Below are 21,209 nucleotides of genomic sequence, written 5' to 3'. Positions count from 1 at the left end.
ACAGGCCACGTGAGGGGGACCTTTCAGGCGTCCGGCGGCTGTGCTCCCACGAGCCACATCGAGAAGAACTGCGAGCCGCCGCCGTACGCGTGCCCGAGCACCTTGCGGGCGCCGTCCACCTGATGCTCCCCCGCCAGCCCCCGCACCTGCAGGGCCGCCTCCGCGAAGCGGATCATGCCGGAGGCGCCGATGGGGTTGGTGGACAGCACGCCGCCCGACATGTTGACCGGCAGGTCCCCGTCCAGTTCGGTCACCCCGGACTCGGTGAGCTTCCAGCCCTCGCCCTCGGCGGCGAAGCCGAGGTTCTCCAGCCACATGGGCTCGTACCAGGAGAACGGTACGTAGATCTCGGCGGCATCGATGTCCCGGCGCGGGTCGGCGATCCCGGCCTGCCGGTAGACGTCGGCGGCGCAGTCCTGGCCGGCGCGCGGCGAGACGAAGTCCTTCCCGGCGAAGAGGGTGGGTTCGCTGCGCATGGCGCCGCCGAGCATCCAGGCGGGCGGGCGGGGCGCACGGGCGGCTCCCGCGCGGTCGGTGAGGACCATGGCGCAGGCGCCGTCGGAGGACGGGCAGGTCTCCGAGTAGCGGATCGGGTCCCAGAGCATCGGCGAGGCCTGGACCTTCTCCAGGGTGATGTCGTGCTCGTGGAGATGGGCGTACGGGTTCTTCAGGGCGTTGCGCCGGTCCTTGTACGCCACGAGCGAGCCGATGGTGTCGGGTGCGCCGCTGCGGCGCATGTACGCCCGTACGTGCGGGGCGAAGAAGCCGCCCGCCCCGGCCAGCAGCGGCTGCTGGAACGGGATCGGCAGGGACAGGCCCCACATGGCGTTGGACTCGGACTGCTTCTCGAAGGCGAGGGTCAGGACGGTGGCGTGCACGCGGGCGGCGACGAGCTGGGCCGCGACGAGGGCGGTGGAGCCGCCGACCGACCCGGCGGTGTGCACGCGCAGCATCGGCTTGCCGACCGCGCCGAGCGCGTCCGCGAGGTACAGCTCGGGCATCATCACGCCCTCGAAGAAGTCGGGCGCCTTGCCGATGACCACGGCGTCGATGTCGGCCCAGGTCAACTCGGCGTCGTCGAGGGCGCTTCGGGCCGCCTCCCGGACGAGCCCGGCGATGGAGACGTCCCGGCGTGCGGCCACGTGCTTGGTCTGACCGACGCCTACGACGGCCACGGGCTCCTTGCTCATCGGGGATCCCCTTCGAGTACGGCGACCAGGTTCTGTTGCAGACAGGGGCCGGACGTGGCGTGGGCGAGGGCCCGGTCGGACTCGCCCCGGTGGATGCGTGCGGCCGCCTCGCCGACGCGGATCAGTCCGGCGGCCATGATCGGGTGGGCGGCCAGCGCGCCGCCGGACGGATTGACGGACACGGTGTCGTCGAGCCGCAGTGCCTTGCGCAGGACGAGCTCCTGGGCGGTGAAGGGCGCGTGCAACTCGGCCGTGTCGACGGGCCGTTCGAAGGCGCCGGCGCGCTCCGCGGCCAGGCGGGTGGAGGGCGAGTCGGTGAGGTCGCGGACGCCGAGGCCGTGGGCCTCGATGCGGTGGTCGACGCCGCGGATCCAGGCGGGGCGTGCGCACAGCTCGCGGGCGCGCTCACCGGCGGCAAGGATCACGGCGGCGGCGCCGTCGCCGATGGGCGGGCAGTCGCCGGTGCGCAGGGGCCGTACGACGTACTCCCCGTGTGGCACCGAACCCCGCAGCTGGGCATGGGAGTTGTCCTGGGCTGCCGTGCGGCTGCGGGCGGCCACGGCCGCGAGGGCGGGCTCGTCGGTCTCGCCGGCGTCGATGAGCGCCTGGGCCTGGAGGGCGGCGAGGGCGACGGAGTCGGGCCACAGCGGGGCGACGTAGTACGGGTCGAGCTGGCGGGTGAGGACGTCACGCACCGAGCCCGGCGAGGACTTGCCGTACGCGTAGACGAGGGCGGTGTCCGCCTCGCCCGTCAGCAGCTTGGTCCAGGCCTCGTACAGCGCCCAGGCGCCGTCCATCTCGACGTGCGACTCGGAGATCGGCGGCCAGGCGCCCACGCCGTCCAGGGCGAGCGTGAAGGAAAAGGCGCGGCCCGCGAGGTAGTCGCTGGAGCCGGAGCACGTGAAGCCGATGTCGGCGGTCTGCAGGCCGGTGTGGTCGAGCACGTCGTGCAGGACCGGCATGAGCATCTCCACCTCGGAGAGCTCGTCGCTGGTGCGCCGGTGGTCGGTCTGCGCGAAGGCGACGACGGCGATGTCGCGGGTCACAGCAGCTCCTTGTAGGTCTCGTAGTCCGCGTCGGGTTCGCCGGTCGGCCGGTAGTGGTCGGGGTAGCGGCTGTCCTCGGTCCACACGGGTTCGACCCGAAGGCCCATGCGGACCTGGTCGTACGGGATGCCGCCGATGCGTCCGTGCAGCGCGAGGTCGGCTCCGTCGAGGGCGATGTGGGCGTAGACGTACGGGACTTCGATGTCGAGGTTCTTGGCCTTGATGTTGACGATGCAGAAGGTGGTGACGGTGCCGCGCGGGCCGACCTCGACCTGTTCGCCGGTGGCGACGCCGCAGGTGGGGCAGGCGCCGCGGGGTGGCACGTACACCTTGCGGCAGGACGGGCAGCGCTCGCCCACGATCCGCCGGTCGGAGAGCGCCTTGATGTAGGCGGACTGTGCGCGGCCGGGGCTGTAGGTGTAGTCGAGCCGGGCGGGCGCGACGATGCCGGTGATCGGCTCCTCGAACTGGCCTAGGTGGCCGGTCGGTTGGGCGCGTTCGCCGTCGTACGGCTCGAAGCAGGCGATGTCGGTGATGGCGCCGGTGCGTTGCTCCGCCCAGCGAATGCGGACCCGCATGCCGGTGTGGACGTCCCCCGGTCCCGGGGCGTCCAGGGCGTGCAGCAGGGCCGTGTCAGCGCCGTCGAGGCGGACCAGGGCCCAGGCGAAGGGGGTGTCGAGGGGCTGGCCTCGGCGGGGGGCGTGGTTCCAGGCCCAGGTGGTGACCGTGCCGGTGGGGGTGACCTCGACGAGGTCACGGATCTCCTCGGCGGTGACGGGGTCGTACTCGACCGGTGGGACGAGGATGCGCCCGTCGCCGGTGCGGACGCCCAGGACGACGCGTTCACGCAGTCCGGTCAGGAAAGCGCTCTGTACGGGACCGAGGGAGCGGGTGAAGGGAAATTCGACGGTCAGCGGGGCCTTGAGAACTTCGGGCATCGGGAGCGTACCTCCTCCAGAGGTCTGAGTACTGAACAGGATCGGTACGGACAACCCCCTAGGGGCGCGGGGAACTGCGCGACCAGCCACACACGGCCCGCACCCTCTGAACCGGCCTAGCCAGCGCAGCGACTACGCGCGCTTGTAGTCAGGCGGTCGCTTCTCCGCGAAGGCGCGGGCACCCTCCTTGGCGTCGGCGGTGTCGAAGATCGGCCAGCCGCGCCGGAGTTCGGCGGCCAGGCCCTCGGTCTCGGTCATCTCGGCGGTCTCGTACACCGACGCCTTGACGGCCTCGACGGCGAGCGGGCCGCAGGCGTTGATCTGTTCGGCGATCTCCAGGGCTTTGGTCAGCGCGGTGCCGTCGGGGACGACATGACCGACCAGGCCGATGTCGGCGGCCTCCCGGGCGCTGTACGGCCGTCCGGTGAGCAGCATTTCGAGGGCGTGGGTGCGGGGGATCTGGCGTTGCAGCCGGACGGTCGAGCCGCCGATCGGGAACAGCCCGCGCCGGACCTCGAAGAGCCCGAAGGTCGCGGACTCGCCCGCGACACGGATGTCGGTGCCCTGGAGGATCTCGGTGCCGCCCGCGACGCAGTGCCCCTCGACGGCGGCGATCACCGGTTTGCGGGGCCGGTGGTGGCGCAGCATGGCCTTCCAGTGCAGGTCGGGGTCGGCCTTCAGCCGGTCCCGGTACTGCTCACCCTCCATCCCCTTCCCGGCCAGGGCCTTGAGGTCCATGCCCGCGCAGAAGGTACCGCCCGCGCCGGTCAGCACGATGGAGCGGATCGCGTCGTCCTCGTCGGCCTCGACCCAGCCGTCGTACAGGCCGACGAGCATCGGCAGCGAGAGCGCGTTCTTGGCCTCGGGCCGGTTGAGCGTGAGCACCAGTGTGGCGCCTTCGCGCTGCACGGTGAGGTGTTCGGTGCCACCCATGGATCGTCCTCCCCGTCCTGCCGTGTCGGGCACGTTCCGCAGGAACGAGAACAGGTTGCAGCAGGCGGGTCGGCGCTTCAAGGGTTTTCTGACAGTCAGTCAGATTTCTGCTGCGCGGACCCTTCACAGTTGTGTCGCCCTTTGCTCTGATGACCGGCACCGAGGGACAGCGAGGTCAGGAGGAGCGGTGGAGTACAACCTTGCCGACCTGTTCGAGTCGGTCGTGGACGTGGTGCCGGACCGCGAGGCGCTGGTGTACGTCGACCACCCGGGCACGGGCGCGGAGCGCCGGCTGACGTACGCCGAGCTGGACGCGGCCGCCAATCGCATCGGTCACCACCTGCTCGACAGCGGCATCCGCCCCGGCGAGCACCTCGGGCTGCACCTCTACAACGGCGTCGAGTACCTCCAGACGGTGCTCGGCTGCCTGAAGGCGCGGATCGTGCCGGTGAACGTCAACTACCGGTATGTCGAGGAGGAGCTGGTCTATCTCTACCGGGACGCCGATCTGGTGGCTCTGGTGTTCGACGCGGAATTCACGGACCGGGTGGCGGCGGCGTTGCCCCGGGTGGCGAAGGTGCGGCATCTGGTGCGGGTGGGGGCGGGGGGCGCGCTGGGCGTGCCGTTCGCCGTGCCGTTCGCCGAGGCCGAGACCAGCGGATCCGCTGAGCGCGGATTTCCGGCACGCTCGGGGGACGACCAGTTCATCATCTACACCGGCGGTACGACCGGGATGCCCAAGGGCGTGATGTGGCGGCAGGAGGACCTGTTCTTCTCCGGGCTGGGCGGCGGGGCGCCGACCGGTGAGCCGGTGAAGACGCCGGAGGAGCTGGCCGAGCGGGTCGCGGCGGGCGGATCGGGCATCACGTTCTTTCCCACTCCCCCGCTGATGCACGGGACGTCCACCCTCACGGCGTTCATCGGGTTCAACTTCGGGCAACGGGTCGTGCTGCACCGCAAGTTCGTGCCCGAGGAAGTCCTGCGGACCATCGAGAAGGAGAAGGTCACCAGCATGTCGCTGGTCGGCGACGCGATGCTGCGCCCGCTGATCGACGCCCTCTCCGGGCCCATGAAGGGCACGGACTGCTCCTCGATGTTCAGCGTGTCGTCGTCCGGCGCGATCATGTCGGAGACGGTACGGCAGCAGTTCCTGGCGCTCGTCCCGCACGTGATGCTGCTGAACAACTTCGGGTCCTCCGAGTCCGGCTTCAACGGCACGGCGACGGACGACTCCGGACCCGCACGAGGCTTCCGCATCCGCGTCAACTCCCGCACACGGGTGGTGGACCCGGCGACGCACGAGCCGGTGACCAGCGGCGAGGTGGGACGGATCGCCCAGTGCGGCCACGTACCGCTCGGCTACTACAACGACCCGGTGAAAACCGCCGAGACCTTCTTCGAGAGGGACGGCGAGCGATGGGTACTGCTCGGCGACATGGCCACCGTCGACGAGGAGGGCGTGGTCACCGTCCTCGGCCGTGGCTCGCAGTGCATCAACACCGGGGGCGAGAAGGTGTACCCGGAGGAGGTCGAGCAGGCTCTGAAGTCCCATCCCGACGTGTACGACGCCCTGGTTGCCGGAGTACCGGACGCGAAGTGGGGCAACCATGTCGCGGCGATCGTCCAGCTCCGCGAGGGCGCGCCGATCCCCTCCCTGGCGGACATCCAGACCCACTGCAGGGACCGCCTGGCGGGCTACAAGATCCCCCGCCAACTGGTCATCACCGACTCCATCCGCCGCTCCCCGAGCGGCAAGGCGGACTACCGGTGGGCGCGGGAGGTGGCGGTCGCGGCGGACGAGTAGGGCTTGTCCGGCGGATCAGGGCGGTTGTGGGGTGAGGCGGCTGTGGGTGCGGCAGCTGCGCGGCGGCTGTAGCGCTGGACGCGGAGGGTGGCCGTCGCGGCCGACGACTAGGGCCCGTCCGACGGAACAGACCGCCTCTGCGATGCGGCGGCTGTGGGGTGCGCGGCCGTGCAACACGGCGGCTGTAACGCTGGGTACGGGAGGCGGCCGTCGCGGCCGACCACTAGGACCCGCCCGACGGAACAGGCCGCCTGGGCGCCGGGGGGCCGTCGCGGCCGACGACTAGGGCCGTCCGACGGAACAGACCGCCTGTGCGATGCGGCGGGCGCGGCCAAGCGGCGCGGCGGCTATACCGCTGGGCGCGGGAGGTGGTCGTCGCGGCCGACGACTAGGGCCCGCCCGACGGATCAAGCCGCCTGCGCGGCGCGGCGGTCGGGCGGTGCGCAGCCATGCGACGTAGCGGCCATGTGGTGCGGCGCGCGGCCATGTGGTGCGGCGCTCTTCAGACCCCGCGACCCCGCATGATCCGCCGGACAGGCCCCGGCCGCGATCAGCCGCTACTCGCCCTTCCCGCTCCCGGTGAAGAAGTCCGCCGTGCGTGCCGCGAACCACTCCGGGTCGTCCACCCACGGATAGTGCCCCGCGCCCGGCTGTACGGCGACCTCGGCGTTCGGGAACGCCTCGGCTGTGCGGCGGGCGAGGTCGGGGCGCGGGCCGCCGTCGAGTTCGCCGGCGTAGACGAGGACCGGGGCGGCCAGCGTGGCCAGTGCGGCGCGGGTCGCGGGTGGGTCGTAGGCGCCCTCGGAGCCGTACCGCTCCGCGGCCTCCTCGTTGCCCTCGTCCTCGTCCCGCCGGGCATGCTCGGCGGCCGCCTCGTCCCAGCGCCCGTAGAAGAACGGGATGAACTTCGGGTCGAAGTCGCCGCCCTGGAGCAGCCACTTCTCGAACGCCGGGTACGCCTCCGCGAACCGCGGCTCGCCCGCCCGCAGCCGTGCGGCGGCCAGCCGGTCCTCGGTCGTCGCCGGCATGCCCAGCGCCCACGGCGTCGCGGTGATCAGCGCCAGCCGTGCGACCCGGTCGGGGTGCCGGGCGGCGTACAGCGTGGCCAGGCTGCCGCCCGCGGAGTGGCCGAGCAGGTCCATCCGCTCCAGGCCCAGGTGAACCCGCAGCGCCTCCACGTCGTCCACGAGGCGGTCGCAGCGGTACGTCGCCGGATCCGCCGGCACCGCGGAGTCGCCGGTGCCGCGCAGGTCGAGCAGGACCAGTTGGCGGTGGGCGGCGAGTCCGCCCAGGTCACCGAGATAGGCGGAGGGCCGCATTGGGCCGCCGGGCAGGACGACCAGAGGGTCGCCGTCGCCGCGCAGGTGATAGGCGAGACGGGTTCCGTCGGGGGCGATGAAGGTGGGCATGGCGGTCATCCTCAGGGCCGGTGACGCCTCCCCGCAACAGAGTTACGCCCGCCGGAGAAAGTGCGGGCAGAGCCCTTGCCTCCGCCGCGCCGGACTGGATTACTGATCCACAACACCTCGACCGAATGATCGGTCGCCCGGATTGCTGTGGTTGGCGAGGAGAGGTCCCATGGCGGAGACGACGGACCTGCTGGACGCGGGAGAACGGCTGGGCGCGGAGGAGCTGCGGCAGGTGCAGCTCGATCGGCTGAGGGCCCAGTTGCGGCACGCCTACACCAACGTGCCCTTCTACCGGGACTCCTTCGACAAGGCCGGAGTCCACCCGGACGGCTGCCGCTCCCTCGCCGATCTCGCCCGCTTCCCCTTCACCACCAAGGCCGACCTGCGCGAGCACTACCCGTACGGGATGTTCGCCGTACCCCGGGAGCGCATCCGCCGCATTCACGCGTCGAGCGGCACCACCGGGCGCCCGACGGTCGTCGGATACACGGACAATGACCTGTCGATGTGGGGCGACGTGGTGGCCCGTTCGATCCGGGCGGCGGGCGGACGGCCCGGCGACACCGTGCATGTGGCGTACGGGTACGGGTTGTTCACGGGCGGACTGGGCGCCCACTACGGTGCCGAGCGGCTCGGCTGTACGGTCATCCCCGCGTCCGGCGGAATGACGGCCCGTCAGGTCCAGCTGATCCAGGACCTGAAGCCCGGCATCATCATGGTGACGCCGTCCTACATGCTCACGCTGCTGGACGAGTTCGAGCGGCAGGGCGTCGATCCGCGGAGCACTTCACTGCGGGTGGGGATCTTCGGGGCCGAGCCCTGGACGGAGGGCATGCGGCGGGAGATCGAGGAGCGGTTCGCGATCGACGCGGTGGACATCTACGGGCTGTCGGAGGTGATCGGCCCGGGGGTCGCCCAGGAGTGCGTGGAGACCAAGGACGGTCTGCATGTGCACGAGGACCACTTCTACCCGGAGATCGTCGACCCGCTCACCGGTGAGGTGCTGCCCGACGGCGAGCGGGGCGAGCTGGTCTTCACCTCGCTGACCAAGGAGGCCATGCCGGTGATCCGTTACCGGACCCGGGATCTGACGCGGCTGCTGCCGGGCACGGCCCGCACCTTCCGCCGGATGGAGAAGATCACCGGCCGCAGCGACGACATGGTGATCCTGCGCGGCGTGAACCTCTTCCCCACCCAGATCGAGGAGATCGTGCTCCGCACCCCCGGCGTGGCCCCGCACTTCCAGCTGCGCCTCACCCGCGAGGGCCGGCTCGACGCCCTCACCGTACGGGCGGAGGCCCGCCCGGACGCGGCCGCCGGGACACGACAGGACGCGGCGCGGTCCATCGCGGCGGCCGTGAAGGACGGCATCGGCGTGTCGGTTGCGGTGGAGATCGTCGAACCGGAGTCGCTGGAGCGGTCCGTGGGGAAGATCAGGCGGATCGTGGACCTGCGCCCGAGCTGACTCAGCCGTCCCCGAACCGGTCCCGCAGCTCCCGCTTCAGGATCTTGCCGCTGGCGTTGCGCGGCAGCGCGTCCACGAACACCACCCGCTTCGGCGCCTTGAAGTGCGGCAGCTTCTCGCGCGCATGAGCGATCAGCTCCGCCTCCGTCACCTCGCCGCGCGGGACGACGACGGCGGTGATCGCCTCGATCCACTTCTCGTCGGGCAGGCCGACCACGGCGACCTCCGCGACGGACTCATGGGTGTAGAGGGCGTCCTCGACCTGCCGTGAGGCGACCAGGACACCACCGGAGTTGATGACGTCCTTCACCCGGTCGACGATCGTGAAGTAGCCGTCCGCGTCCCGCACCGCGAGGTCCCCGGAGTGGAACCAGCCGTCACGGAAGGCCTCGGCGGTCTCCTCGGGCTTGTTCCAGTAGCCCTCGCACAACTGCGGGGACCGGTAGACGATCTCGCCGGGTGTGCCGTCGGGCGCGTCCTCGCCGTCCTCGTCGACGACCCGGGCGTCCACGAAGAGCACCGGCCGGCCGCAGGAGTCGAGCCGCCCCTTGTGCTCGTCGGGTCCGAGGACCGTGGCCAGGGGGCCGATCTCGCTCTGGCCGAAGCAGTTGTAGAAGGCCAGTTTCGGCAACCGCTCCCGCAACCGCTCCAGGACCGGCACCGGCATGATCGACGCCCCGTAGTACGCCTTGCGCAGCCCGCTCAGGTCGCGGGTCGCGAAGTCGGCCCGGTTCGCCAGGCCGATCCATACGGTGGGCGGGGCGAACACGCTGTCCACGCGCCCGGCCTCGATCAGGTCGAAGAGCCGGTCGCCGTCGGGCGCGTCCAGGATGATGTTCGTTGCCCCGACCGCGAGGTACGGCAGCAGGAAGACGTGCATCTGCGCCGAGTGGTACAGCGGCAGCGCGTGCACCGGCCGGTCACCCGCGCTGAGGTCGAGGGCGGTGATCGCGCTGAGGTACTCGTGCACCAGCGCGCGGTGCGTCATCATCGCGCCCTTGGGCAGGGCCGTCGTACCGGAGGTGTAGAGCAGCTGCGTCAGGTCCTCGGCGCGCGCCTCCGGACCGTCGTAGGGGTCCGTGGACGGCAGCCGGGCGAGCAGCGAGTCATGGACGTCCCGTAGCGGCAACACCCGTTCGCCGACAGGCAGTCGATCCGCCAGGTCCGGGTCGCCGAGGACCAGCCCGCTGCCCGACTGCTCCACGATGTACGTCAGGTCGTCGCCCGTCAGATTCTGGTTGACCGGCACGTGCACCAGGCCCGCGCGGGCGCAGGCGAGGAAGCCGATGAGGTAGGCGTCGGAGTTGTGGCCGTAGGCGCCGACCCGGTCGCCGGGAGCGAGGCCCTCACCGAGCAGGAGGCTCGCCGCCCGGGAGACGGCGTCGTCGAGCTCCTCGTACGTCCAGCGGCGATCGCGGTACTCGACCGCGACGCGCGCCGGGGTGCGGCGGGCGCTGCGCCGCAGCACCCCGTCAACCGTGCTGCCGTGTCCGGGCGTCATGACTGCTGATCCTCGGTCCGTGTCCGGAGGAGGTCAAGTGACCGGGCCGCAGCGGACATACCCGTTGGTACGCTCAACCGCCCCTTCGCTCAATGACGTTGGGAGGCACGATGCGCACCCGCCTGAGACGGTTCACCCTCATGGCCGTCGCCCTGCTCACCGCCGCCACCGCGCTGCCCGCCACGGCGGCACCGGAGCACGACCGCCAGGAACAACACCCCTCGCACGGCGGCCTGTCGGCCGTCATCCGCTACACCGAGTACGGCATTCCGCACATCGTCGCCCGCGGCTACGCCGACCTCGGCTTCGGCACCGGCTGGGCCCAGGCCGCCGACCAGGTGTGCACACTGGCCGACGGCTTCGTGACCGTACGCGGCGAACGCTCGCGCTACTTCGGCGCCGACGCGCCGTCCGACCCGGCGCTCTCCTCGGCGACCCGCAACCTCTCCAGCGACCTGTACTTCCGCGGGGTCCGCGAGGCCGGCACGGTGCAGCGGCTGCTCGCCACGCCGGAGCCTGCCGGGCCGAGCCGGGCCGTGAAGGACCTGATGCGGGGTTTCGCGGCCGGCTACAACGCCTGGCTGCAGCGGAACCGGATCACCGACCCGGCCTGCCGGGACGCCGCCTGGGTACGGCCGATCAGCACCCTGGACGTCGCCGCGCGCGGCTACGCGCTGGCGGTACTCGGCGGCCAGGGCCGGGGCGTGGACGGCATCACGGCCGCACAGCCGCCGACGACAGCCGCCGGAACCGCGCCCGACGCCGACGACACCGCGCGGGCCGCCCTCGAGCTGTTCGCCGCCGACAGCGCCGACATGGGCTCCAACGCGGTCGCCTTCAGCGGCGCCACGACGGCCAATGGACGTGGGCTGCTGCTCGGCAACCCGCACTACCCGTGGCAGGGCGGCCGCCGCTTCTGGCAGTCGCAGCAGACCATCCCCGGCCGCCTCAACGTCGCCGGCGGCTCACTGCTGGGCACGGCGACGATCTCCATAGGTCACAACGCACAGGTGGCGTGGAGCCACACTGTGGCCACCGGCGTCACCCTCAACCTGCATCAGCTGGCCCTGGATCCGGCCGACCCGACGGTCTACGTCGTCGACGGCAGACGCGAGCGGATGAAGCAGCGTCGTGTCACCGTGGCCGTCAAGGACGGGCCGCCGGTGACGCGGACACAGTGGTGGACCCGGTACGGCCCGGTGGTCACCTCGCTCGGAGCGTCGGTGCCGCTGCCGTGGACCAGTACGACGGCGTACGCGCTCCATGATCCCAACGCGGCCAATCTGCGCGCCTCCGACACCGCCCTCGGCTTCAGCCGGGCGCGCGGCACGGACGACGTCCTCGCCGCCCTGCGCCGCACCCAGGGCCTGCCGTGGGTGAACACCATCGCCGCCGACTCCAAGGGGCACAGCCTCTTCACGCAGTCCCAAGTGCTGCCGCGCATCACGGACGAACTGGCACAGCGCTGTTCCACCCCGCTCGGCCAGGTCACGTACCCCTCGTCAGGGCTCGCGGTCCTGGACGGATCGCGCGGCGACTGTGCGCTCGGCCGGGACGCCGACGCCGTACAGCCGGGGATCTTCGGTCCGGCGAGGATGCCGGTGCTCAAGGACGCTCCGTACGCGGAGAACTCCAACGACAGCGCCTGGCTGGCCAATGCCGAGCAGCCGCTGACGGGGTACGAGCGGGTCTTCGGGACCATCGGCACGGCCCGCACACTGCGGACGCGCGGCGCGCTGGAGGACGTGTCGGCGATGGCCGGGCGCGGCGGTCTGACGGTACGGGATCTGCAGCGGCAGCAGTTCGCCAACCGGGTACCCGCCGGGGATCTGGCCGCGGCCGACGCGGCGAAGGCGTGTGCCGCGCTGCCGGTGGGCACGGCAACCGGCAGTGATGGCAAGGCCGTTGACGTCACCGAGGCGTGTCGGGTGCTGGCGGGCTGGGACCGCACCATGGACAGCTCCAGCCGGGGCGCGCTGCTCTTCGACCGGTTCTGGCGGAAGCTGACGGCCTCGGTTCCGGCGGCCCGCCTCTGGAAGGTGCGGTTCTCGGCCGCCGATCCGGTCCGTACCCCGAACACGCTCGACACGACGGCCCCCGGCTTCGCGACCGCCCTCGCGGACACGGTCGCCGAGCTGCGGGCGGCGGGCATCGCACTGGACTCCCGGCTCGGTGAGCATCAGGTCGTCCTGCGGAACGGGCAGCGCATCGCGGTGCCCGGCGGCACCGAATCGCTGGGCGTGTGGAACAAGATCGAGCCGGTGTGGGCCCCGGCGAGCGGCGGCTACGCGGAGGTGTCGACCGGCTCCAGCTATATCCAGGCCGTGGGCTGGGACGGCGGCCCCTGCCCGGTGGCCCGCACCCTGCTGTCGTACTCCCAGTCCTCGAACCCGCACTCGGCCCACTTCGCCGACCAGACCCGGCTGTTCTCCGGCGAGAAGTGGGTGACGTCCAGGTTCTGCGAGAAGGACATCCTGTCCTCGCCCGCGCTCAGGGTGGTCGCGGTGCGCGAGCGCCGCTGACCCATCACCGCCCGCGGGCGTCGACGGACCCGTACATCAGCCGTCGCAGCACCGCTTCGGCGGGGCCGCGGCGGCCCGCGCGTTCCAGGGCGTGGGCGGCGGCCACGGTGACCAGCCAGACGCCCGTCGCGAACAGGGCCATGGTGGCGCTGCCGAGGTGTGCGCCGAGGCCGAGGCCCCATGCGGCCAGCAGCGGCGCGAAGAGCAGCGAGTGGGCGAGGTAGCAGGACAGCGAGCGTTTCCCCACGGCGGTCACCGCGGCCACCGCCGTGGCGCCGCGTCGGGGCTCGCGGGTGATCCACCAGTGCGCGAAGAGGGCGACGGCGGCGACGTAGCCGAGTCCGGCGGCGTTGCCGGTGGCGTCCCGGAGGATGGTGAGCGCTCCCGACTCGCTCTGCGCGTCGGCCGGTACGTCCAGGGCGCCGACGTGGGCGAGCGCCGCGGGCAGGGCGCCGAGCCAGCCGAGCGCGATGCCGATGACGGCGGTCGACCGCAGCAGGGTGCGATGGCGCCCGGGCTCCTCCAGCACGCGGTGCCGCGCGGCCAGGAAACCGAGCAGGAAGAGCACGAACCCACCGCCGACGAGGGACAGCGGTGCGGCCACGAAGGTGACGAACAGGCCGGACTCCAGCCGGATGCCCGCCGCGGTGAGCCAGTTCTCCTCGTCCGGCGCGTACGCCTTGAAGCCGGGCTCCGCCCCGGCGTCGCCGAGCGTGCCCAACTCGCCCCGGAGCAGCGCCGACACGACGGGCTCGGCCGAGGTGAACAGCAGCAGGGCGACTCCGATGCCGATCCACCAGGTCAGCGCGCGTTCGCCGCGCCGGAGGAAGACCAGGCCCAGGACGAGGCTCAGCACCCCGTAGAAGCCGATGATGTCGCCCGCCATGAGCAGAGTGGAATGGGCCAGGCCGATGACGATCAGCCACAGACTGCGCCGGCGCAGAATCCGCGCGGCATCGCGCTCCGCCGTACCGGCGGCGGTCTGCCGGAGGTAGAGCTGCATCATGCCGTAGCCGAAGAGGAACGCGAAGAGCGGGTAGACCCGCAGGTCGAGCACGGTGATCATGGTGAACTGCACTGCGTGATCGAGCCACGAGCCATCCACGGGCTGCCATCCGGAGGGGCCGCGCCGGGCCGCCCAGAGATGGAAGGCGGTGTTGGACAGGACGATGCCCAGCAGCATGATCCCGCGGGCGAGATCGGGGGCGAGGGCTCGTTCCCCGGGCCGTACGCCGCCGCGCCGCGGGCGGCCCTCCGTGATCGTGGTCGTCATACCGCCACGCTAGGAAGGCGGGGCATCGCCGGGCATCGGCCGAAGGTCGAGCGCGGGCCGACCAAAGAATGAGGCCGACCGCGGCGCCGCGTCACATCGCCCGGGTCCGCCCTTCCCAGTACGGTTCCCGCAGCCGCCGTTTGTACAGCTTGCCGTTGGGGTCGCGGGGCATTTCGGCGATGAAGTCGACGCTCTTGGGGCGTTTGTAGCCGGCGAGGCGGGCGGCGCAGTGGTCGAGGAGGGCGGTGGCGAGGGCGGGTCCTGGTTCGTGGCCGGGGGCCGGTTCGACGACCGCCTTCACCTCCTCGCCCCAGTCGTCGTGCGGGATGCCGAAGGCGGCGGCGTCGGCGACGGCGGGGTGGGCGAGCAGGACGGACTCGATCTCGGCCGGGTAGATGTTGACGCCGCCGGAGATGATCAGGTCGATCTTGCGGTCGCGCAGGAACAGGTAGCCGTCCTCGTCGAGGCAGCCGAGGTCGCCGACGGTGAAGAAGTCACCGATGCGGTTCTTCCGGGTCTTGTCGTCGTCCTTGTGGTAGGCGAAGCCGCCGGTGCTCATCTTCATGTAGACGGTGCCGAGTTCGCCGGGCGGCAGCCGGTTGCCGTCGTCGTCGAAGACGGCGAGTTCGCTGATGGGCCAGGCCTTGCCGACCGTGCCGGGCTTTTTGAGCCAGTCCTCGGCGGTGGCGAAGGCTCCGCCGCCCTCGCTGGCCGCGTAGTACTCCTCGACACAGTGACCCCACCAGTCGATCATGGCGCGTTTCACATGGTCGGGACAGGGCGCGGCGCCGTGGATGGCGTGCCGCATGGAGGAGACGTCGTACGACCGCCGGACGTCCTCCGGGAGTGCCAGCAGCCGGTGGAACTGGGTCGGGACCATGTGGGTGTGCGTGCAGTGGTGGGTGTCGATCAGGCGGAGCATCTCCTCGGGCGTCCACTTGTCCATCACGACCAGGCGGTGGCCGATGTGCAGTGAGGCGCCGGCGAACTGCAGGACGGCCGTGTGGTACAGCGGTGAGCAGACGAGGTGGACGTTGTCGTCGTACGGCTTGATGCCGAAGATGCCGAGGAAGCCGCCCAGATAGGACTCCTCCGGGAGCTTGCCGGGCAGGGGGCGGCGGATGCCGCGGGGGCGGCCGGTGGTGCCGGAGGTGTAGTTCATGACCCAGCCGAGGGTGCGGTCGGCGGGCGGTGACTCGGGCTGTCCGTCGAGGAGTTCGGCGTAGGGGCGGAAGCCCGCCGGGGTGCCGACCGCGTACCGGTGGGTCGCCGGAAGGCCCGCCTCATCGGCGGCCTGGCGGGCGGGGTCGGCGAACCGTTCGTGGGCGATGAGCACCTTGGCGCCGGAGTCGGCGACGATCCAGGCGATCTCGGGTCCGACGAAGTGGTGGTTGACGGGGACCAGGTAGAACCCGGCCTGGGTGGCGGCCAGATACGCCGTCAGGAACTCGGGCCCGTTGGGCAGGACCACGGCGAAGGCGTCGCCGCGTTCCAGGCCCGCGGCGCGCAGGCCGTGCACCAGGCGGTTGGCGGCGGCGTGCAGGCGTCCGGCGGTCCACTCCTCGCCGTCGGGTGCGACGAGGACGGTGCGGTCGGGGTCGGCGGTGGCCTGGGCCCAGAAGCCGGTGGGGTGGTTCATGACGGGCCGCTCCTTCCGGCGATGCGGTTGATGCGGTCGACGGCGCGCTCGAAGCCGCGGGTGAGGTCGTCGAAGACGGCCTGGACGCTGCTTTCGCTGGTCATCCGGCCGACGATCTGGCCGACGGGCGTGCCGAGCAGGGGTTCGACCTCGTACTTCTGGATGCGCGAGACGGCCTCGGCGACGAGGAGACCCTGGAGGGGCATCGGGAGGGTGCCCGGTCCGGCCGGGTCGTCCCAGGCGTCGGTCCACTCGGTGCGCAACTGGCGGGCGGGCTTGCCGGTCAGGGCGCGGGAGCGGACGGTGTCGCCGGAACCGGCCGCGAGGAGTTTGCGGGTGAGGGCCGGGGAATGAAGGTCGGCCTCGGTGGTGGTCAGCCAGATGGAGCCCGTCCACACGCCTTGCGCGCCGAGGGCCAGCGCGGCGGCCACCTGCTGTCCGCTGCCGATGCCTCCGGCGGCCAGCACCGGCAGCGGGTCGACGGCCTCCACGACCTCGGGCGTGAGCACCATGGAGGCGATCTCGCCGGTGTGGCCGCCCGCCTCGTACCCCTGGGCCACGACGATGTCGATCCCGGCGTCCTTGTGCTTGCGCGCGTGCCGGGCGCTGCCCGCGAGCGCGGCGACCAGGACGCCCCGGTCGTGGGCGCGCCGGATGACATCGGCGGGCGGTGAGCCGAGGGCGTTCGCCAGCAGCCGGATCGGGTAGTCGAAGGCGACGTCGAGCTGGGTGCGGGCGACCTGCTCCATCCAGCCGGTGATACGCCACCCCGACGCCTCGCCCTCGGCGAGTTCGGGTACGCCGTACTTGGCGAGGGTGTCCTCGACGAAGCGCCGGTGCCCCTCCGGGATCATCGCCTCCACGTCGGCCTCGGTGACGCCCTCGACCTTCTTCGCGGGCATGACGACGTCCAGGCCGTAGGGGCGGCCCTCGGCGTGCGCCTCGATCCAGTCGAGGTCGCGTTTGAGGTCGTCGGGGTCGGTGTAGCGGACCGCGCCGAGCACTCCGAAGCCGCCGGCCCGGCTGATGGCCGCGGCGACGGCGGGGAACGGCGTGAAGCCGAAGAGGGCGTGCTCGACTCCCAGTTGCTTGCTCAGCTCCGTCTGCATGGGCGCAGGATGCCGCAGTCCTCCGGACGACGGAAGAGGTTTCCTGACAGAGCGTCAGATTTATCGGGCCAATGTGATGGACATGCTTTCGGGTACGTCCGCGGCCGACCCACGCTCGGGAGGATCCTCGATGACCGAAGGCATGGCAGACAGAGCGGTGACCCGTCGTCAACTCGGCAGAGCCGCCGTGGCCCTGGGTGGCGCCCTGGCCCTCGCCCCCTTGCCTGCGGGACCGGCCGCGGCCGCCAGTCCGGGGCACCGGCACCCCACTCTGCGCCACGGCTCCCCGGAACGCGCCGGGCTGCTCGGCTCGCACCTGCGCCAACTCGTCACCGATGCGGAGGCCTTCCTCGGCCGCTCTCCCAAGCACCCGTGGTACGCGGGGGCCGTGCTGCTCGCCGGGCGGGGCGGGACCGTGGCGTTGCACGAGCCGATCGGGATGGCGGTGCGCTACGCGGCGTACGACGAGGAGAGCGACACCGGCGTCGAGTTCCCTGCCGAGCAGCAGATACCGATGGCCGAGGACACCGTCTTCGACCTGGCCTCGGTGTCCAAGCTGTTCACCTCGATCCTGGCCGTGCAGCAGATCGAGCGGGGAGCGCTGGAGCTGGAGGCGACGGTCGCCTCGTATCTGCCGGAGTTCGGGGGTGCGGGCAAGCAGGACATCACGGTGCGGCAGCTGCTGACGCACACCTCGGGGTTCCGGGCGTGGATTCCGCTGTACAACGCGCCGACCTACGAGGAGAAGCTGCGGCTCATCTGGGACGAGGCGCCCGTCAGCGCGCCGGGGACCAGATATCTGTACTCGGACCTCAATCTGATCTCGCTTCAGCTGGTGCTGGAGAAGATCACCGCTCGCGGACTGGATGCCCTGCTCCGAAAGGAGATCACCACTCCCCTCGGGATGCACCGCACTCGCTTCAATCCGCCGCCCTCCTGGAGACCGAGGATCGCGGCCACCGAGGACGCCCGCAAGCCGTGGTCGGGGCTGGACCGGGGGCTGGTGTGGGGCGAGGTGCACGACGAGAACGCGTACAGCCTCGGTGGGGTGGCCGGGCACGCCGGTGTGTTCTCCTGCGCGTGGGACCTCGCCGTGCTCGGCCGCACGCTGCTCAACGGCGGCGCCTACGGCCGGGCGCGCATCCTGCGGCCGGAGTCGGTGGAGCTGATGTTCACCGACTTCAACACCGCCTTCCCCGGCGACGAGCACGGCCTCGGCTTCGAGCTCTACCAGCACTGGTACATGGGCGCGATGGCCACCCCGCGCACCGCCGGCCACACCGGCTTCACCGGCACCTCCCTCGTCCTCGACCCGACGACCGACTCCTTCCTCGTCGTGCTCGGCAACTCGGTGCACCCGGTGCGCAGCTGGCGCTCCGGCTCCGCGCCCCGGGTCGCGGCCGCGAACAATCTGGCGCGGGCGGTACCGGTACGGCCCGTGCGGGGTCGTACCGCCTGGTTCTCCGGGATGGCGAGCTCCGCGACCGCGACCCTCACGTTGCCCGCGCTCGACACGTCCACCGGCGCGGCGCGGCTGCGCTGCGCCCTGTGGTGGGACACCGAACCGGCGGCCGACGGCCTGGTCCTGGAGTCTTCGACGGACGGCGGCGCGACCTGGCAGCCGGTCCCGTTCACGACCGACCGGCGCGGCGAGGAGCCCGAAGAACACTCGTCCGGCCGGGTCACCGGCTGGTCGGGCCGCACCTGGCACCGGCTCACGGCGACCCTCCCGGCGGACCCGAGGCTCACCCTGCGCTGGCGGTACACCACCGACCGGCTGTACGTCGGCCGTGGGGCGTACGTCGACGGTCTGCGCGTCGAGGCGGGCCGCACCGTCCTCTTCGACGAGGCGCGGCCCGCCGACGCGGCGCGGATCACGGCGACGGGGTGGGCGGCTTCGGCCGACTGACCGGGAACGCCGCCGACGGGGTGGGGGCTTCGGCCGACTGACGAGACCCCCAGATCTCAGGTCACCGGCAGCGCCTGCTCCGCCCAGATCGTCTTCCCCGTCCCGCTCGGTCGGGTCCCCCACCGCTGCGTCAGCTGGGCGACCAGCAGCAGGCCGCGGCCGCCCTCGTCGTAGGTGCGGGCCCGGCGCATGTGGGGCGAGGTGCTGCTGGCGTCGGAGACCTCGCAGATGAGGGCGCGGTCGCGGATGAGCCGGAGCTGGATGGGGGCGCCGCCGTAGCGGATGGCGTTCGTGACCAGTTCGCTGACGACCAGCTCGGTGACGAACGCGGCCTCGTCGAGCCCCCAGCTCGTCAGCTGGTCGGTGGCGTGCTGCCGCGCGGTGGCGACCATCGCCGGGTCGGCGGGCACGTCCCACACGGCCACCTGGTCGGCGTCCAGGGCGCGGGTGCGGGCGATGAGCAGGGCCACGTCGTCGGCCGGGCTGTCGGGGAGCAGGGACTTGAGGACACTGTCGCAGATGCCCTCCAGGCTCTCGGCGGGTGCGGCGAGTGCGACACGCAGGGCGTCCGTGCCCGCGTCCACGTCGAAGTCGCGGGCCTCGATGAGGCCGTCCGTGTAGAGGGCCAGCACGGAGCCTTCCGGCAGTTCCAGTTCCCTGGCCTCGAAGGGCAGCCCGCCGACGCCGAGCATCGGCCCGGCGGCCATCGCGACGACCTCGACGGTCCCGTCGGGCAGCAGGACGACGGGCGGCGGATGGCCGGCGGCGGCGACCGTGCAGCGCCGGGACACCGGGTCGTACACCGCGTACAGGCAGGTCGCGCCGAACTCGCCGGCCGCCTGGTTGTCGTCGCCGGCGAGGTGGCCGACCAGGTCGTCCAGGTGGGTGAGGAGTTCGTCGGGCGGCAGGTCGACGTCGGCCAGGGTCCACACCGCCGTACGGAGCCGTCCCATCGTCACGGAGGCGTGGATGCCGTGGCCGACGACGTCCCCGACAACCAGCGCCACCCGGGTCCCGGACAGCGGGATCACGTCGAACCAGTCGCCGCCCACGCCCGCCTGGGACAGCGCCGGCAGATAGCGGGAGGCACACTCGACCGCAGCCTGTCCGGTCACCGCCTGCGGCAGCAGGCTGCGTTGCAGGGCGAGGGCGGTGGTCCGTTCGCGGGTGTAGCGGCGGGCGTTGTCGACACACACGGCGGCGCGGCTGGCCAGCTCCTGAGCCAGGGAGACGTCGTCGCGGTCGAAGGCGTCGGGGGCCTCGGGCGTGAGGTTGCGGACGAAGACGGCCACGCCCAGCGTCGTACCGCGGGCGATCAGGGGGACGGCCATCAGCGAGAACTCCGGCCGCTCGGCGTCGGTCAGCACGGCGGTGCGGGCCTCGTGCCGGGCGAGCCAGGTGTCGAGGTCGGCCTCGCCGGTCCGGGTGAGCACGGGGGCGCCGGTGGCCAGGGCGCGGGCGGGGGGCGACTCGGGCGGGTAGACGTCCTCCGCGCCGAGGTCGATCGCGGCCTCCGGCACCCCGGGAGTGAGCGAGTGGTGGGCGGCCCGGCGCAGCACCACGTCGGCGCCGACCACGCCGACGGCGGGCTCCTCGCCCTGCAGGACCGAGTCCAGCAGGTCAACACTGGCGAAGTCGGCAAGCCGGGGTACCACGAGTTCGGCCAGTTCGCGGGCGGTGTGCACGACGTCGAGTTTGGTGCCGATGCTCTCGGCGGCCTCGTTCAGCATCGCCAGCCGCTGCCGGGCCCAGTGCTGCTCGCTGCTGTCGAACGCGGCGAGCGCGGTGCCGATCAGCTCGCCGGATGCGTCCCGCACCGGCCACATCTCGCTGTTCCAGGCGTGCATACGGCGGCCGGACGGGGAGCGGGTCCAGCTCTCGTAGCGGAGCGGTTCGCCGGTGTCCACCACGAGCTGCAGATGGTGCAGGAAGCCGCGGCTGTGCTCGGCGTTCTCCACGGTGTCCGGGAAGTGGCGGTGCAGGAACTCCGCCTCGGGCCTGCCCATGACCCGGCAGCCCGCCTCGTTCATCCGCAGATAGCGCTGCCCGGTGTCGAAGACGGACATCGACATGGACGCCTGCTGGAACGCCAGCTCGCCCAGCATGCGCGCCCGCTCGTCGGGGGACGCGGTGACGACGTAGGCCTGTGCCTGCCCGTCGGCGCCCGCAAGTGGGCAGGCGCGCAGCGCCAGGTCGGCGCGTCGTCCGTCCCGTCGCCGTACGGGCACCACGGCGGCGCCGGTGTCCCGCAGGGCGCGCCAGGCGGTGACTGCGTCGCCGTCCACCAGGTCGGCGGCCGGGCGGCCGGTCACCTCCTCGGCCGGGTGTCCGGTGAGCAGGCGAGCCCCCTCACTCCAGCCCGTGATGATGCCGCGCGTATCGACCACCGCCACGGCGTCCCCGGCCGTGGTCGCTCGCGCCGCATCGTCGAGCGGCGACGTCACCATGTGTACGAGGATCGCGCGCACCGG

The 21,209-nt window shown here is 72.0% G+C and carries 14 protein-coding genes; 4 read left to right on the top strand and 10 right to left on the bottom strand.

Annotated features, from left to right (window positions below; all coding sequences use genetic code 11):
• Positions 1 to 23 precede the first annotated feature (23 nt).
• From SSP24_RS18690 to SSP24_RS18675, 4 genes are all read right to left on the bottom strand, one after another.
• Positions 24 to 1,190, bottom strand: a complete 1,167-nt coding sequence (locus tag SSP24_RS18690) for a thiolase family protein (protein WP_141310777.1) — start codon at positions 1,188 to 1,190, stop codon at positions 24 to 26.
• Positions 1,187 to 2,236 carry a thiolase family protein gene (locus SSP24_RS18685; RefSeq protein ID WP_141310776.1) on the bottom strand — a complete coding sequence of 350 codons (1,050 nt, stop codon included), beginning with the start codon at positions 2,234 to 2,236 and terminating at the stop codon, positions 1,187 to 1,189. The genes SSP24_RS18690 and SSP24_RS18685 overlap by 4 nt, the downstream gene beginning before the upstream one ends.
• Positions 2,233 to 3,174: a Zn-ribbon domain-containing OB-fold protein gene (locus SSP24_RS18680; RefSeq protein ID WP_141310775.1), complete on the bottom strand. Its 942-nt coding sequence runs from the start codon at positions 3,172 to 3,174 to the stop codon at positions 2,233 to 2,235. The genes SSP24_RS18685 and SSP24_RS18680 overlap by 4 nt, the downstream gene beginning before the upstream one ends.
• Positions 3,175 to 3,306: 132 nt before the next feature.
• Complete coding sequence (locus SSP24_RS18675; protein ID WP_141310774.1) at positions 3,307 to 4,107, bottom strand: crotonase/enoyl-CoA hydratase family protein; 801 nt, start codon at positions 4,105 to 4,107, stop codon at positions 3,307 to 3,309.
• A gap of 187 nt (positions 4,108 to 4,294) precedes the next feature.
• Here SSP24_RS18675 and SSP24_RS18670 point away from each other — a divergent pair, with 187 nt between their 5' ends.
• Positions 4,295 to 5,911, top strand: a complete 1,617-nt coding sequence (locus tag SSP24_RS18670; protein ID WP_141310773.1) for an acyl-CoA synthetase — start codon at positions 4,295 to 4,297, stop codon at positions 5,909 to 5,911.
• Between the two features lie 557 nt (positions 5,912 to 6,468).
• On the opposite strand, the gene SSP24_RS18665 is transcribed toward SSP24_RS18670, so the two are convergent.
• Positions 6,469 to 7,320 (bottom strand): alpha/beta fold hydrolase, encoded by an 852-nt coding sequence (locus SSP24_RS18665; RefSeq protein WP_141310772.1) that lies wholly within the window; start codon positions 7,318 to 7,320, stop codon positions 6,469 to 6,471.
• Between the two features lie 169 nt (positions 7,321 to 7,489).
• Between SSP24_RS18665 and paaK the strand changes: the two genes are divergently transcribed.
• Entirely contained in the window at positions 7,490 to 8,785 is a 1,296-nt protein-coding gene (gene paaK, locus SSP24_RS18660; RefSeq protein ID WP_141310771.1) for a phenylacetate--CoA ligase PaaK, read from the top strand.
• Between the two features lies 1 nt (position 8,786).
• Here the strand turns inward: paaK and SSP24_RS18655 are convergent, their stop codons facing one another.
• Positions 8,787 to 10,286: an acyl-CoA synthetase gene (locus SSP24_RS18655; protein ID WP_141310770.1), complete on the bottom strand. Its 1,500-nt coding sequence runs from the start codon at positions 10,284 to 10,286 to the stop codon at positions 8,787 to 8,789.
• 110 nt (positions 10,287 to 10,396) lie between these two features.
• Here SSP24_RS18655 and SSP24_RS18650 point away from each other — a divergent pair, with 110 nt between their 5' ends.
• A complete protein-coding gene (locus tag SSP24_RS18650; RefSeq protein ID WP_141310769.1) occupies positions 10,397 to 12,808 on the top strand; it encodes a penicillin acylase family protein in 2,412 nt (803 codons plus the stop codon).
• Positions 12,809 to 12,812: 4 nt separating this feature from the next.
• On the opposite strand, the gene SSP24_RS18645 is transcribed toward SSP24_RS18650, so the two are convergent.
• From SSP24_RS18645 to SSP24_RS18635, 3 genes are all read right to left on the bottom strand, one after another.
• Positions 12,813 to 14,081 (bottom strand): DUF418 domain-containing protein, encoded by a 1,269-nt coding sequence (locus tag SSP24_RS18645; protein WP_141310768.1) that lies wholly within the window; start codon positions 14,079 to 14,081, stop codon positions 12,813 to 12,815.
• A gap of 91 nt (positions 14,082 to 14,172) precedes the next feature.
• Positions 14,173 to 15,720, bottom strand: coding sequence for an acyl-CoA synthetase (locus tag SSP24_RS18640; protein ID WP_141310767.1), 1,548 nt, complete (start codon positions 15,718 to 15,720; stop codon positions 14,173 to 14,175).
• Positions 15,717 to 16,829 carry a nitronate monooxygenase gene (locus tag SSP24_RS18635; RefSeq protein ID WP_141310766.1) on the bottom strand — a complete coding sequence of 371 codons (1,113 nt, stop codon included), beginning with the start codon at positions 16,827 to 16,829 and terminating at the stop codon, positions 15,717 to 15,719. The genes SSP24_RS18640 and SSP24_RS18635 overlap by 4 nt, the downstream gene beginning before the upstream one ends.
• Before the next feature lie 130 nt (positions 16,830 to 16,959).
• Here SSP24_RS18635 and SSP24_RS18630 point away from each other — a divergent pair, with 130 nt between their 5' ends.
• Positions 16,960 to 18,738 (top strand): serine hydrolase domain-containing protein, encoded by a 1,779-nt coding sequence (locus SSP24_RS18630; RefSeq protein ID WP_141310765.1) that lies wholly within the window; start codon positions 16,960 to 16,962, stop codon positions 18,736 to 18,738.
• Positions 18,739 to 18,794: 56 nt separating this feature from the next.
• On the opposite strand, the gene SSP24_RS18625 is transcribed toward SSP24_RS18630, so the two are convergent.
• Positions 18,795 to 21,185, bottom strand: a complete 2,391-nt coding sequence (locus tag SSP24_RS18625) for a SpoIIE family protein phosphatase (RefSeq protein ID WP_141310764.1) — start codon at positions 21,183 to 21,185, stop codon at positions 18,795 to 18,797.
• Positions 21,186 to 21,209: the final 24 nt, after the last annotated feature.

Origin of the sequence: Streptomyces spinoverrucosus, from assembly GCF_006539505.1 — a bacterium.
Lineage (GTDB): Bacteria > Actinomycetota > Actinomycetes > Streptomycetales > Streptomycetaceae > Streptomyces > Streptomyces spinoverrucosus.
The sequence above is the reverse complement of the archived record's forward strand: the minus strand, read 5'-3'. Positions and strand labels throughout refer to the sequence as shown.

What these genes read in the sequence shown, in the direction of transcription:
- SSP24_RS18690 (WP_141310777.1), bottom strand. Translation starts at nt 1,190, where the DNA reads ATGAGCAAGGAGCCCGTGGCCGTCGTAGGCGTCGGTCAGACCAAGCAC.
- SSP24_RS18680 (WP_141310775.1), bottom strand. Translation starts at nt 3,174, where the DNA reads ATGCCCGAAGTTCTCAAGGCCCCGCTGACCGTCGAATTTCCCTTCACC.
- SSP24_RS18675 (WP_141310774.1), bottom strand. Translation starts at nt 4,107, where the DNA reads ATGGGTGGCACCGAACACCTCACCGTGCAGCGCGAAGGCGCCACACTG.
- SSP24_RS18665 (WP_141310772.1), bottom strand. Translation starts at nt 7,320, where the DNA reads ATGCCCACCTTCATCGCCCCCGACGGAACCCGTCTCGCCTATCACCTG.
- paaK (WP_141310771.1), top strand. Translation starts at nt 7,490, where the DNA reads ATGGCGGAGACGACGGACCTGCTGGACGCGGGAGAACGGCTGGGCGCG.
- SSP24_RS18655 (WP_141310770.1), bottom strand. Translation starts at nt 10,286, where the DNA reads ATGACGCCCGGACACGGCAGCACGGTTGACGGGGTGCTGCGGCGCAGC.
- SSP24_RS18650 (WP_141310769.1), top strand. Translation starts at nt 10,397, where the DNA reads ATGCGCACCCGCCTGAGACGGTTCACCCTCATGGCCGTCGCCCTGCTC.
- SSP24_RS18645 (WP_141310768.1), bottom strand. Translation starts at nt 14,081, where the DNA reads ATGACGACCACGATCACGGAGGGCCGCCCGCGGCGCGGCGGCGTACGG.
- SSP24_RS18640 (WP_141310767.1), bottom strand. Translation starts at nt 15,720, where the DNA reads ATGAACCACCCCACCGGCTTCTGGGCCCAGGCCACCGCCGACCCCGAC.
- SSP24_RS18635 (WP_141310766.1), bottom strand. Translation starts at nt 16,829, where the DNA reads ATGCAGACGGAGCTGAGCAAGCAACTGGGAGTCGAGCACGCCCTCTTC.
- SSP24_RS18630 (WP_141310765.1), top strand. Translation starts at nt 16,960, where the DNA reads ATGACCGAAGGCATGGCAGACAGAGCGGTGACCCGTCGTCAACTCGGC.
- SSP24_RS18625 (WP_141310764.1), bottom strand. Translation starts at nt 21,185, where the DNA reads ATGGTGACGTCGCCGCTCGACGATGCGGCGCGAGCGACCACGGCCGGG.